This is a genomic window from Pseudomonas sp. TH39(2020), assembly GCF_016650715.1.
GTDB lineage: Bacteria > Pseudomonadota > Gammaproteobacteria > Pseudomonadales > Pseudomonadaceae > Aquipseudomonas > Aquipseudomonas mandelii_C.
The window spans coordinates 436,553-449,345 of sequence record NZ_JAEKFF010000005.1 but is presented as its reverse complement, the minus strand read 5'-3'; the positions used below and the strand labels follow the sequence as shown (position 1 = coordinate 449,345).

Genomic DNA, 12,793 nt, shown 5'->3' with positions numbered 1-12,793 from the left:
ACTTTCTAAATCACTGAAATCCCGAAATTTATTCAAAGTGGGCGACTGGCACGGTGACTGCACTTACTTTGTTGAAGAGTTGTAACACCATCTTTCCTGCCAGGAGCGATATAACAATGAATAGATCCTCTGATGGTTTCTATCCTGCCCTCGAAGAAACGAGCACGCTCTCTGGCGTGTCCTGGGGCGCGATCTTCGCGGGGGCCGCTGCGGCGGCGGCGTTGTCGTTGATTCTCGTGCTGCTCGGCTTTGGCCTGGGTTTTTCGGCGGTGTCGCCGTGGGCCAATGAAGGGGTGAGCGCCAAGGGCCTGGGCATTTCAACGATTGTCTGGCTGGCGGCTACGCAAATCGTGGCTTCCGGGCTTGGCGGTTACATCGCCGGTCGGCTGCGGGTGAAGTGGGCGTACATGCACGGTGATGAGGTTTACTTCCGTGACACTGCCCATGGCTTTCTGGCCTGGTGCGTGGCCACGCTGGTGACGGCGACGCTGGTGGTCGGCTCGGTCAGCAGTATTGTCAGCGGTGGCGTGCAGGCCGGGGCGAGCATGGTTGGTGGCGCTGCGAGTGCCGCGACTCAAGCAGCGGGCACGGCTGTCGGCAACACTGACAGTGATAAGTACGGTTACTTCGTCGACAGTCTGTTCCGCGATGATCGTCCGGCGGCGGTCAGTGATGATGCCGTTCGTGGCACCGTGACGCGCATCTTTGTGCGCAGCCTGAGCAACGGCGGTCAACTGGCTGCCGAAGACCGCACCTACCTGGCGCAACTGGTTGCCCAACGGACCAACCTCACTCAAGCGGACGCGGAACGTCGTGTTGATGAAGTCTATGCCCGCACGCAAAAAGCCGTGGCCGACGCCAAACTCGCCGCCCAACAAGCCGCCGACACCGCCGCCAAAGTCGCTGCCTGGACTTCGCTGTGGATGTTCATTGCGCTGCTGATCGGTGCGTTTTTCGCCAGCCTCGCTGCAACCTTTGGCGGCCGTCGTCGGGATGCCGTGGTGTATCTGGAATCCGACGCTTACGTGACCCCCACTTCACTGCCTGTTCGCTAACCCAGGAGAACTACCATGCGCTCATTACTGCTGTTCTTTCTCGGCGTACCGATCCCGATCATCATCCTGATCGCCCTGTTCATGCACTGACTTACGCTGGGGCACATGCCTCTGCCGCTTCTGCCTCTGGTGGAAGCGGCGTTTTTATGTGAGCGCCGAGATTTACATTGATGTTGACTGTCAGTCCGCAATTCGCGAGCAGGCTCGCTCCCACAGTAGATCTTCAGCGAACCCAAAGTGAGCGACACAGATCAAATGTGGGAGCGAGCCTGCTCGCGAAGGGGCAGATCAGCCACAACAAATCCATCTACTCGATCGGCGTACTGACAAAATCCTCAAGCCCTTCGGCATACGCCGTAAACGCACTGATCTGTGGAAACCGATTCACATCCACCTGATCCGGAACCACCAGATGGGTGAAGCTCCACGCCACCGCCAACGTAATCCCGTCTTGAGCAATCGTCCCGTCAGTCTTCAGAGGCTGCATTTCCAGCTCCCGCTCCAGCGCCGAATAGGCGGCCGCCAATTGTCCTTCGACCCGCTCCACCCACGGCTCAAACTGAATATGCGCGGGCCGCAGGTTGCGTTCGTAGTAAAGCTGCACCGACTTTTCGCACGCCGCCAACGCCAGACCGATCAGGCGCAGCGAGCGCAAGCGTTGAGCGAGATCGCTGGGCATCAGGCTTTTGCCAGGACCGGCCAAGGCTTCCAGGTAGTCGATGATCAGCGTCGAGTCGATCAACACCTCGCCGTCGTCGAGCACCAGGGTGGGCGCCTTGACCACCGGGTTGATCTGCTGGAATTGCTCGAAATGCCGAAACACCGAAACCGACTGGTGTTCCAGTGGGATGCCAAGGCGTTTGGCGGAGATGGCGACGCGCCGCACATAGGGCGAATCCAGCATGCCGATCAGCTTCATTGAACCGCTCCTTCAGATATCCGTTTCAGGACGGACTACCTTGGCTGAGGTTCAGCGACCTGCAACTGGCGCCGGGCTAATCCTCGAAGCCGACCTGTTCGTGAATCTCATCGACCTTCAATTCCAGCCGATAGGCCACGGCAATAAACAGCGCCTGGCACAAGCACAGTGTGGCACTCAGCGAACGGAAGGCAAACGAGCTGCCTTCGTTGACCAGCAGCACAGTGTTGGCGCGCTTGGCCAGGGGCGAGAGGTTGCTGTCAGTGATGATCAGGGTTTTCGCTTGATGGTGCTGGGCAATGCGCAGGCAGTGCTGGGTTTCCTTGCCGTAGGGCGTGAAGCTGATGGCGATCACCAGATCATTGGCGCGCACGCTGCGCATCTGCTCGCGGTAGCTGCCACCTAGCCCCGAGACCAGATGGATGCGCTTGTTGGTGTGTTGCAGGTTGTAGACCAGGTAATCAGCCACCGCGAACGAACGGCGCACCCCGACCACGTAGATATTGTCGGCATTCACCACCAGGTCGACGGCCTTGTCGAAGGCTTGATCATCGAGTTCCAGCCCCAGCCGCTCGATGCCTGACAGGGTTGCGTCGATGCACTCGCGGGCCAGATCGCCGCCGCTGGCCTTCTGCGACTTGTTGGCAATCATGCTGCGAATGCGCTGCTGGTAGTTCTGAACCGGCGTGGTCTTGTGGGTATAAGCCTCGCGGAACAGCGCCTGCATTTCGCTGAAGCCGCTGAAGCCGAAGCGCTGGGAAAACCGCACGATCGCCGACGGGTGCACTTCGCACTCGCGGGCGATGTCGCTGATGCGGTCGACCATGATCCGGTCGCTCTGCTGGCTCATGTAACTGGCGATGCGTTTGAGCTGGCGCGGCAGGCTTTCGTATTCGTTGGTGATCAGCTGCAGCAGACGCTCGGCATTGATCGGGGGGCTGGCGAGATCGCTGTCGGGCGTGCTCTCGGTCGTCGCCGGCTGATCGGTGCGGGTCATAAGGAATCCTTCTGGCTTGTTCTTATAGAGACGACAGAGAGCGTCATCCCCTGACAATAGGTTGGCTGTGCGCAGTCTACAGGGTAGGCCGGAATAAAATCTTGAGCTTGCGGTCAGTACGAGGGGTGCTGAAACGATGCACTGCCTCTGAAACGCCTGTGCCAAAGTTTATTGGAAAAAATATTCCATGTAAAAAATATTTGGAATAATTATTGATTGTTCGGTCCCGGACGTTTTAGTCTGCATCCACCAAGAGTGTTCGGCGCGGCCATCGCCCCGAACGCAGGCTGATAAAAATAACAGGAGCCAGCATGGGCCAGACTCGTTTTGCCAGTGGGCGTCAATTGGATCTGATTTGCCTGGGGCGCCTTGGCGTCGACCTCTATGCGCAGCAAGTCGGAGCGCGGTTGGAAGATGTTTCAAGCTTCGCCAAATACCTCGGCGGGTCGTCCGCCAACATCGCTTTCGGCACGGCTCGGCTGGGCCTGAAATCGGCGATGCTGAGCCGGGTAGGGGACGACCACATGGGCCGCTTCCTGGTGGAATCCCTGACCCGCGAAGGGTGCGACGTCAGCGGCATCAAGGTCGATTCGGAACGTCTGACCGCCATGGTCCTGCTGGGCCTCAAGGATCGCGAAACCTTTCCTTTGGTCTTCTACCGCGAAAACTGCGCCGACATGGCACTGCGGGCCGAAGACATCAGCGAAGCCTTCATCGCTTCCAGCAAAGCCTTGCTGATCACCGGCACCCATTTCTCCGCCGACGGCGTCTACAAGGCGAGTATCCAGGCGCTGGATTACGCCGAGAAGCACAACGTCAAACGGGTGCTGGACATCGACTATCGCCCGGTACTCTGGGGCCTGGCCGGCAAGGCCGACGGTGAAACCCGTTTCGTCGCCGACCAGAACGTCAGCCAGCATGTGCAGAAGATCCTCCCGCGTTTCGACCTGATTGTCGGCACGGAAGAAGAATTCCTGATTGCCGGCGGCTCCGAGGATTTGCTCACCGCGCTGCGTAATGTGCGGCGCCTGAGCGCGGCGACCCTGGTGGTCAAGCTCGGCCCGCAGGGCTGCACGGTGATTCACGGGGTGATCCCGGCACGTCTTGAAGACGGCGCCATTTATCCCGGCGTTCGGGTGGAAGTGCTGAATGTACTGGGCGCCGGCGATGCCTTCATGTCGGGCTTCCTCGCCGGTTGGCTGGAGGACGCGAGCGACGAGCGCTGCTGCCAGTTGGCCAATGCCTGTGGCGGTCTGGTGGTGTCGCGCCATGCCTGTGCACCGGCCATGCCGACCCGTGCCGAACTCGACTATCTGTTTAATAGCCCGGTGCCGATTACCCGGCCGGATCAGGACGCGGTGTTGCAGCGTCTGCATCAGGTCAGCGTGCCGCGCAAACAGTGGAAGCAGCTGTTCATTTTTGCCTTCGACCATCGCGGGCAACTGGTGGAACTGGCGCACAAGGGCGGTCGCGACCTGAACGCCATCGGCGAACTCAAGCAACTGTTTATCAAGGCTGTGGAGCGGGTCGAAGCCGATTTGCGCGAGCAGGGCATCGAGGCCGATGTCGGGCTGCTGGCCGATCAACGCTTCGGCCAGGACTCGCTGAACGCCGCCACCGGTCGCGGCTGGTGGGTGGCGCGTCCGGTGGAAGTGCAGGGTTCGCGGCCATTGGCCTTCGAACATGGTCGCTCCATCGGCAGCAACCTGATCGCCTGGCCGCAGGAACAAATCATCAAGTGCCTGGTGCAATTCCACCCCGACGACGAGCCACTGCTGCGACTGGAACAGGAAGCGCAGATCAAGGGTTTGTACCAGGCATCCCAGGTCAGCGGTCATGAGCTGCTGCTGGAAATCATCCCGCCCAAGGATCATCCGTCGACCCATCCGGACGTGTTGTATCGCGCGCTGAAACGCCTCTACAACCTGGGCATTTACCCGGCGTGGTGGAAGATCGAAGCGCAGAGCGCCGAGGAGTGGAAACAACTCGACGAACTGATTCAGGAGCGTGATCCGTACTGCCGAGGCGTGGTGTTGCTGGGGCTGAATGCACCGGCAGCGGCACTGGCCGAAGGGTTTCAACAGGCCAGCCAGAGCCAGACTTGCCGTGGTTTCGCCGTGGGCCGGACGATTTTCCAGGAGCCAAGCCGCGCGTGGATGGCCGGTGAAATCGACGATGAAACGCTGATCCGTCAGGTGCAGGGCACGTTCGTTGAACTGATCGATGCCTGGCGCGCGGCCCGCGCATGACGCAACACCGCTGGACCCTGTGGGAGCGAGCCGGCTCCGGGCGGCGCTCCGACGATAGCGGACTGACAGTCAATATTAAAGTCGTCTGACACACCGCTATCGCGAGCAGGCTCGCTCCCACAGGGGTTCAGCGTCGTTCTTACTGATTTATGTAAAAACAATAAAAGGTGCAGCCATGCCCGCTATTCGAATTGGCATCAACCCGATCTCCTGGAGCAACGACGACCTGCCGTCCCTCGGTGGCGAGACGCCGCTGAGCACCGCCCTGAGCGAAGGCAAGGAGATCGGCTACGAAGGTTTCGAACTCAACGGTAAATTCCCCAAAGACGCCAAAGGTGTCGGCGATGTACTGCGTCCCTATGACCTGGCGCTGGTGTCCGGCTGGTATTCCAGTCGTCTGGCCCGCCGCTCGGTGGCCGAAGAAATCGACGCCATCGGCAGCCATGTCGAGCTGTTGGCCAAAAACGGCGCCAAGGTGCTGGTGTACGGTGAAGTCGCCGACTCCATTCAAGGCCAGCGCATTCCGCTGGTTGAACGCCCACGTTTCCACACCGAACACGCCTGGCAGGAATACGCCGACAAGCTCACCGAACTGGCGCGCTTCACCTTGTCCCAAGGCGTGCGCCTCGCGTATCACCACCACATGGGCGCCTACGTCGAATCCCCGGCGGACATCGACAAGTTGATGGCGCTGACCGGGAGTGAAGTCGGCCTGCTGTTCGATTCGGGCCATTGCTACATGGGTGGCGGCGAGCCGTTGCAGGTGCTGCGCAAACACATCGAACGCATCTGCCACGTGCATTTCAAGGACGTGCGCAAACCGGTGGTGCAACTGGCGCGCAACAATCTGTGGAGTTTCCCGGATTGCATCATTAACGGCACCTTCACCGTGCCCGGCGATGGCGACATCGACTTCGGCGCCTTGCTCGACGTGCTGCTGGCGGCTGATTACCACGGCTGGCTGGTGGTCGAAGCCGAACAGGACCCGGCGGTGGCGCCAAGTTATGTCTACGCCAAAAAAGGCTACGACACCTTGCGTGCGCTGCTCGACGAGAGGATTGCATTATGAGCCTGCTGGTCAAAAGCAACGCCCGTGGCCGGACCATGGTCGAGCTGGGCAAAGGTGAGCTGGAATACGTCGGCTTCGCCGCTTACCGCCTGAGTCTGGGCGAAACCCTGCCGGTGTCGGCCGGTGATAAAGAACTGTGCCTGGTGCTGCTCAGCGGTCGGGTCAGCATCAAGGGTGAAGCGCCGGGGCAGGGCGCGTTCGACTGGGACAACATCGGCGATCGTCAGTCGGTGTTCGAAGACAAATCACCCTTCGCCGCGTACTTGCCACCCGGCAGTCAGGCGCAAGTGGTCGCGCTCAGCGATGTGCAAATCGCCGTGTGCGCGGCCCCCGGTTCAACGAGCAACGGCCTCGGCCCACGGCTGATCAAACCCGACACCATGAAGCGCAGCGTGCGCGGCAAAGGCGCCAACACCCGTTACGTTTGCGACATTTTGCCGGACACCGAACCGGCCCATTCGCTGCTGGTGGTGGAAGTGCGCACGCCGTCGGGTCACTCGTCGAGCTACCCGCCGCACAAGCACGACACCGACGACCTACCGCACCAGAGTTTTCTCGAAGAAACCTATTACCACCAGATCAACCCGCCCCAGGGTTTCGTGTTCCAGCGGGTGTACACCGACGATCGCAGCATCGATCAGGCCATGGCCGTGGAAAACAGCGACCTGGTCGTAGTGCCCAAGGGTTACCACCCGGTCAGTGTGCCGTATGGCTACGAGTCGTATTACCTGAACGTCATGGCCGGGCCGAAACGCGTCTGGCAGTTCCATAACGATCCGCAGCACAGTTGGCTGCTTGATCTCTGAACTAAAAAGCCTGAATTCCAACCTCTGCACGGAGAACACGATCAATGAGCGACGCCCCGATCATCGGCCATTACATCCACGGTCAAGTGCAAGACAGCAGCAGCGAACGCTTCAGCAACGTGTTCAACCCGGCCACCGGCAGCGTCCAGGCGCGCGTCGGGCTGGCCAGCCAGAAGACCGTCGACGAAGCCGTCGCCTCGGCCCTGAAAGCCTTTCCGGCCTGGTCCGAACAATCGTCCTTGCGCCGTTCGCGGGTGATGTTCAAGTTCAAGGAATTACTCGACCAACATCACGATGAACTGGCAGAAATCATCAGCCGCGAACACGGCAAGGTGTTTTCGGACGCCAAGGGCGAAGTCACCCGGGGCATCGAAATCGTCGAGTACGCCTGCGGTGCGCCGAACCTGCTGAAAACCGAGTTCAGCGACAACATCGGCGGCGGCATCGATAACTGGAACCTGCGTCAGCCGCTGGGCGTGTGTGCTGGCGTCACGCCGTTCAACTTCCCGGTGATGGTGCCGCTGTGGATGATCCCGCTGGCGCTGATCACCGGTAACTGCTTCATCCTCAAGCCATCCGAACGCGACCCGTCGGCCAGTTTGCTCATGGCCCGTTTACTGACCGAAGCCGGGTTGCCGGACGGTGTGTTCAACGTGGTCCAGGGCGACAAAGTGGCGGTGGACGCCTTGCTGCAACACCCGGACATCGAGGCGATTTCCTTTGTCGGCTCGACGCCGATTGCCGAATACATCCACCAGCAAGGCACCGCTCGCGGCAAGCGCGTGCAAGCGCTGGGCGGGGCGAAGAACCACATGATCGTCATGCCCGACGCGGACCTGGATCAAGCCGCTGACGCCTTGATCGGCGCCGCTTACGGCTCGGCTGGCGAACGTTGCATGGCGATCTCGATTGCGGTGGCGGTGGGTGATGTCGGCGACCAGTTGATTGCCAAGTTGCTGCCGCGCATCGACCAACTGAAAGTCGGCAACGGCATGCAGGGCGACAGCGACATGGGGCCGCTGGTGACAGCCGAGCACAAGGCCAAAGTCGAAGGTTTCATCGACGAAGGCGTGGCCCAGGGCGCGCAGTTGATCGTCGATGGCCGCAACTTCAATGTGCCGGGGGCCGAGAATGGCTTCTTCGTTGGCGCGACGCTGTTCGACAACGTCACGACCGAAATGAGCATCTACCAGCAAGAAATCTTCGGCCCGGTGCTGGGCATCGTTCGCGTCCCGGATTTCGCCAGCGCCGTGGCGCTGATCAACGCCCATGAATTCGGCAATGGCGTGTCGTGTTTCACCAGTGACGGCGGCATTGCTCGCTCGTTTGCCCGCACCATCAAGGTCGGCATGGTTGGCATCAACGTGCCGATTCCGGTGCCGATGGCCTGGCACTCGTTCGGCGGCTGGAAACGTTCGCTGTTCGGCGACCACCACGCTTATGGCGAAGAAGGCATTCGTTTCTACAGTCGCTACAAAAGCGTGATGCAGCGTTGGCCCGACAGCATCGCCAAGGGTCCTGAATTCAGCATGCCAACCGCCAAATAATTTACCTGCGGAGAACAACAATAATGAGCAAGCCCCTGCGTTTCGCCCTGAACCGTATGGTCGCCCCACGTTTGTCCCTGCCGGCGTTCATCGAGTTGGCGGTGACCCTCAAGGCCGATGCCATCGAGATCCGCAACGACCTTAAAGGCGTCGAGATCGAAGACGGCACTGCACCTGAGCGCGTGCGTGAGTTGTGCGCGGCCAAAGGCATCACCGTGCTGTCGATCAACGCGCTGTACCCGTTTGATGTGTGGAATGACGAACGCCGTGTGCAGGCGCTGAAACTTGCCGCATATGCCCGTGATTGCGGCGCGCAGGGTTTGGTGATGTGCCCGTTGAATGATCGCGCCGATTCGCGCAATGAAGCCGAACGGGCTTCGGGTCTGCGCACGGCGTTGACTGAGCTGGCACCGATCCTGCGGGATCACGGCATTCTCGGTTTCATCGAACCGCTGGGTTTCGAAGAGTGCTCGCTGCGCCGCAAGCGCACGGCAGTGGACGCGATCAAGGCCATCGGCGGGCTGGATGTGTTCCGTCTGGTTCACGACACCTTTCACCATCACCTGGCCAGCGAGCATGAGTTCTTCCCTGAGCTGACCGGGTTGGTGCATATCTCTGGCGTCGAGGATGCCGAAGCACCGCTGAACAGCATCCGCGACGGTCATCGGGTGCTGGTGGGCGAGGACGACATCCTCGGCAACGCGGCGCAAATCGACACCTTGCTCAGCAGCGGTTACAGCGGCTACCTGTCATTCGAACCGTTTGCCGACAGCGTCCATGGCCTGGCGGATATCGAACAGGCGATCGGCGCGAGCATGGATCACCTGCAAAAATCCCTGGCCTGACAACGTTTTCGGGCTGATGGAGATCAACTGTGGGAGCGAGCCTGCTCGCGATGATGGCGGCACATTCAACATTGATATCGCCTGACGCACTGCAATCGCGAGCAGGCTCGCTCCCACAAGGTTTCTTCGTTTATTGAAGGATCGGTTATGACCACAACAAGACTGACCATGGCCCAGGCCCTGGTGAAATTCCTCGATAACCAGTACATCGAGGTCGATGGGGTTCAAAGCAAATTCGTCGCCGGGATTTTTACCATTTTCGGCCACGGCAACGTGCTCGGTCTGGGCCAGGCCCTGGAGCAGGACAGCGGCGACCTGATCGTCCATCAGGGCCGTAACGAGCAAGGCATGGCCCACGCGGCCATCGGTTTCGCCAAGCAACACCTGCGGCGCAAGATCTACGCCTGCTCCTCATCGGTAGGCCCCGGCGCAGCCAACATGCTGACCGCTGCCGCCACGGCCACTGCCAACCGCATTCCATTGCTTTTGCTGCCCGGCGATGTCTACGCCTGCCGCCAACCGGACCCAGTGCTGCAACAGATCGAACAGTTCCACGACCTGAGCATCAGCACCAACGATGCGTTCAAGGCCGTGAGCAAATACTGGGACCGCATCAACCGTCCCGAGCAACTCATGACGGCGGCGATCCACGCCATGCGTGTGCTGACCGACCCCGCCGAAACCGGCGCGGTGACCCTGGCCTTGCCACAAGATGTGCAGGCCGAGGCCTACGACTATCCCGATTACTTCCTGCAAAAACGCGTGCACCGCATCGAGCGTCGTCCGGCGACTGAAGCGATGCTCGGTGATGCGCTGGCGTTGTTCAAAGGCAAGCGCAAGCCACTGATCATTTGCGGCGGCGGGGTTCGTTACTCCGGCGCCAATGCGGCGTTGCAGGCGTTTGCCGAGCGCTTTGACATTCCTTTCGCCGAAACCCAGGCCGGCAAAAGTGCGGTGGTGTCCAGCCACCCGCTGAACGTCGGCGGGATCGGTGAAACCGGCTGTCTGGCGGCGAATCTGTTGGCCAGGGACGCGGATCTGATCATCGGTGTCGGCACCCGCTACAGCGATTTCACCACGGCGTCGAAATCCCTGTTTCAGCACCCGGATGTGCAATTTCTCAACCTCAACATCAGTCCCTGCGATGCCTTGAAGCTCGACGGCGTGCAACTGTTGGCGGATGCCAAAGTCGGCTTGCAAGCGTTGGCTGAAGCCTTGGGTGATTACCGTTCTGCGTGGGGTGATCAACCGCGTCAGGCCAAGGTGCAACTGGATGAGGAAGTCGATCGCATCTATCAGGTCGAATACCAGGCGAAAGATTTCGTCCCGGAAATCAACGACCACATGGACCCGGCGGTGCTGCGCGAATTCATCGAGCTGACCGGTTCCTGCCTGACCCAGAGCCGCGTCCTCGGCGTGCTCAATGAAACCCTCGCCGATGACGCCGTGATCGTCGCCGCGGCCGGCAGCTTGCCCGGTGACTTGCAGCGCAGCTGGCGCAGCAAGGGGGTGAATACCTATCACGTCGAGTACGGCTATTCCTGCATGGGTTACGAGGTCAACGCCGCACTGGGCGTGAAACTCGCCGAGCCGGATCGCGAGGTCTATGCGCTGGTTGGCGATGGCTCTTACATGATGCTGCATTCCGAGCTGGCGACCTCGATTCAGGAGCGACGCAAGATCAACGTGGTGCTGCTGGACAACATGACCTTCGGTTGCATCAACAACCTGCAGATGGAACACGGCATGGACAGCTTCGGCACCGAGTTCCGGTTCCGCAACCCGGAAACCGGCAAGCTCGACGGCGGGTTCGTGCCGGTGGATTTCGCCATGAGCGCGGCGGCCTATGGCTGCAAAACCTACAAAGTGAACACAGTCGAAGAACTGAATGCGGCATTGGCCGATGCGCGATTGCAGACCGTGTCGACGCTGATCGACATCAAGGTTCTGCCCAAAACCATGATTCACAAATACCTGTCGTGGTGGCGGGTCGGCGTGGCGCAAGTCTCCACCAGCGCCCGCACCGATGCGCTGGCCAAGACCCTGAATGAACGACTGGCCAAGGCCCGTCAGTACTGATTGCCCTGAACGAACAACAACAAATCTAGGAGTCATTAAATGTCTTTGAAGCTTGGAGTCATCGGTACCGGGGCCATCGGCCAGGATCACATCCGTCGTTGCAGCCAGACCCTGCTCAACAGCCAGGTGGTCGCGGTCACCGACATCAATTTGCAACAAGCAGCGAACGTGGTTTCCGACCTGAAACTGACCGCCGAGGTTTATCCCGACGGCCACGTGCTGATCAAGGCGCCAGAAGTCGAAGCGATCCTCGTCACCTCCTGGGGGCCGAGCCACGAAGAGTTCGTGCTGGCGGCGATTGCGGCGGGTAAACCGGTGTTCTGCGAGAAGCCGCTGGCGGTCACCGCTGCAGGCTGCCGCAAAATCGTCGAGGCCGAAGTGGCTCACGGCAAACGCTTGGTCCAGGTCGGTTTCATGCGCCCGTATGATGAAGGTTATCGCGCACTGAAAGCAGTGATCGACAGCGGTCAAATCGGCGAACCGTTGATGTTGCACTGCGCGCACCGCAACCCGACCGTGGGGGAAAACTACAAGACCGACATGGCGATCACCGACACGCTGATCCATGAGCTGGATGTGTTGCGCTGGTTGCTCGACGACGATTACGTGTCGGTGCAAGTGGTGTTCCCGCGCAAGAGCAGCAAGGCCCTCGCGCATTTGAAAGACCCGCAAATCGTGCTGCTGGAAACCGCGAAGGGCACGCGCATCGATGTGGAAGTATTCGTTAATTGCCAATACGGCTACGACATCCAGTGCGAAGTGGTGGGGGAGACCGGCATCGCCAAATTGCCGGAGCCGTCGCAGGTTCAGTTGCGCAGCGGGGCGAAGTTGTCCAACGCGATTTTGATGGACTGGAAGGATCGCTTCATCGCGGCATACGACGTCGAGTTGCAGGCGTTCATCGATGGCGTGCGGGCCGGGCAGGTCGGTGGGCCGTCGGCGTGGGATGGCTTCGCCGCTGCCGTCGCAGCAGACGCGTGCATCGAAGCACAGAACAGCGGCCAGATCGTTAAAGTCGGCCTGCCAGAGCGCCCTCGGTTCTATGGTTGAGTCCGAAAGTATTTCAAGTTTGAGATCGCCCCCTCACCCCAACCCTCCCGAAACGTCGGACCGCCCCAGAGGGGAGAGGGGGCTGATCTCCATAGTTCTTGAAGTTTGCATTCGACTCGGACTCTCAGGTCGAAGTACCTCTATAAACACCTCGGTCGGCTCCCTCTCCCCCTGGGG

Annotated in this window: 10 protein-coding genes; 8 read left to right on the top strand and 2 right to left on the bottom strand. The window is 60.3% G+C overall.

Translation table 11 applies throughout. From position 1 onward, the window contains the following. Positions 1 to 116: 116 nt before the first annotated feature. Entirely contained in the window at positions 117 to 1,055 is a 939-nt protein-coding gene (locus tag JFU47_RS07110) for a hypothetical protein (protein WP_140894550.1), read from the top strand. 307 nt (positions 1,056 to 1,362) lie between these two features. On the opposite strand, the gene JFU47_RS07105 is transcribed toward JFU47_RS07110, so the two are convergent. Together JFU47_RS07105 and JFU47_RS07100 are read right to left on the bottom strand one after the other, a co-directional pair. After that, positions 1,363 to 1,974: a glutathione S-transferase gene (locus JFU47_RS07105; RefSeq protein ID WP_201182075.1), complete on the bottom strand. Its 612-nt coding sequence runs from the start codon at positions 1,972 to 1,974 to the stop codon at positions 1,363 to 1,365. A gap of 76 nt (positions 1,975 to 2,050) precedes the next feature. Continuing rightward, positions 2,051 to 2,971, bottom strand: coding sequence for a MurR/RpiR family transcriptional regulator (locus JFU47_RS07100; protein WP_046049576.1), 921 nt, complete (start codon positions 2,969 to 2,971; stop codon positions 2,051 to 2,053). A gap of 311 nt (positions 2,972 to 3,282) precedes the next feature. Here JFU47_RS07100 and JFU47_RS07095 point away from each other — a divergent pair, with 311 nt between their 5' ends. The 7 genes from JFU47_RS07095 to JFU47_RS07065 all read left to right on the top strand — a co-directional run bounded on the left by JFU47_RS07095 (position 3,283) and on the right by JFU47_RS07065 (position 12,616). Beyond that, the gene (locus JFU47_RS07095) at positions 3,283 to 5,220 is read left to right on the top strand and encodes a bifunctional 5-dehydro-2-deoxygluconokinase/5-dehydro-2-deoxyphosphogluconate aldolase (RefSeq protein WP_201182074.1); all 1,938 of its coding nucleotides are present in this window, start codon (positions 3,283 to 3,285) and stop codon (positions 5,218 to 5,220) included. A gap of 175 nt (positions 5,221 to 5,395) precedes the next feature. Next, on the top strand, positions 5,396 to 6,289 hold the full coding sequence (gene iolE / locus JFU47_RS07090; RefSeq protein ID WP_201182072.1) for a myo-inosose-2 dehydratase: 894 nt from the start codon (positions 5,396 to 5,398) through the stop codon (positions 6,287 to 6,289). Further along, positions 6,286 to 7,095, top strand: a complete 810-nt coding sequence (iolB, locus tag JFU47_RS07085) for a 5-deoxy-glucuronate isomerase (RefSeq protein ID WP_076030585.1) — start codon at positions 6,286 to 6,288, stop codon at positions 7,093 to 7,095. Before iolE ends, iolB begins: the two co-directional genes overlap by 4 nt. A gap of 44 nt (positions 7,096 to 7,139) precedes the next feature. Beyond that, positions 7,140 to 8,642, top strand: coding sequence for a CoA-acylating methylmalonate-semialdehyde dehydrogenase (locus JFU47_RS07080; protein ID WP_201182070.1), 1,503 nt, complete (start codon positions 7,140 to 7,142; stop codon positions 8,640 to 8,642). Positions 8,643 to 8,665: 23 nt separating this feature from the next. Further along, a complete protein-coding gene (locus JFU47_RS07075) occupies positions 8,666 to 9,487 on the top strand; it encodes a TIM barrel protein (RefSeq protein ID WP_201182068.1) in 822 nt (273 codons plus the stop codon). 147 nt (positions 9,488 to 9,634) lie between these two features. Further along, positions 9,635 to 11,566, top strand: a complete 1,932-nt coding sequence (iolD, locus tag JFU47_RS07070) for a 3D-(3,5/4)-trihydroxycyclohexane-1,2-dione acylhydrolase (decyclizing) (protein ID WP_201182065.1) — start codon at positions 9,635 to 9,637, stop codon at positions 11,564 to 11,566. Between the two features lie 39 nt (positions 11,567 to 11,605). Further along, positions 11,606 to 12,616, top strand: coding sequence for a Gfo/Idh/MocA family protein (locus JFU47_RS07065; RefSeq protein WP_201182062.1), 1,011 nt, complete (start codon positions 11,606 to 11,608; stop codon positions 12,614 to 12,616). Positions 12,617 to 12,793: the final 177 nt, after the last annotated feature.

Coding starts and splice junctions, on each gene's coding strand:
- JFU47_RS07110 (WP_140894550.1), top strand. CDS start 117: ATGAATAGATCCTCTGATGGTTTCTATCCTGCCCTCGAAGAAACGAGC.
- JFU47_RS07105 (WP_201182075.1), bottom strand. CDS start 1,974: ATGAAGCTGATCGGCATGCTGGATTCGCCCTATGTGCGGCGCGTCGCC.
- JFU47_RS07100 (WP_046049576.1), bottom strand. CDS start 2,971: ATGACCCGCACCGATCAGCCGGCGACGACCGAGAGCACGCCCGACAGC.
- JFU47_RS07095 (WP_201182074.1), top strand. CDS start 3,283: ATGGGCCAGACTCGTTTTGCCAGTGGGCGTCAATTGGATCTGATTTGC.
- iolE (WP_201182072.1), top strand. CDS start 5,396: ATGCCCGCTATTCGAATTGGCATCAACCCGATCTCCTGGAGCAACGAC.
- iolB (WP_076030585.1), top strand. CDS start 6,286: ATGAGCCTGCTGGTCAAAAGCAACGCCCGTGGCCGGACCATGGTCGAG.
- JFU47_RS07080 (WP_201182070.1), top strand. CDS start 7,140: ATGAGCGACGCCCCGATCATCGGCCATTACATCCACGGTCAAGTGCAA.
- JFU47_RS07075 (WP_201182068.1), top strand. CDS start 8,666: ATGAGCAAGCCCCTGCGTTTCGCCCTGAACCGTATGGTCGCCCCACGT.
- iolD (WP_201182065.1), top strand. CDS start 9,635: ATGACCACAACAAGACTGACCATGGCCCAGGCCCTGGTGAAATTCCTC.
- JFU47_RS07065 (WP_201182062.1), top strand. CDS start 11,606: ATGTCTTTGAAGCTTGGAGTCATCGGTACCGGGGCCATCGGCCAGGAT.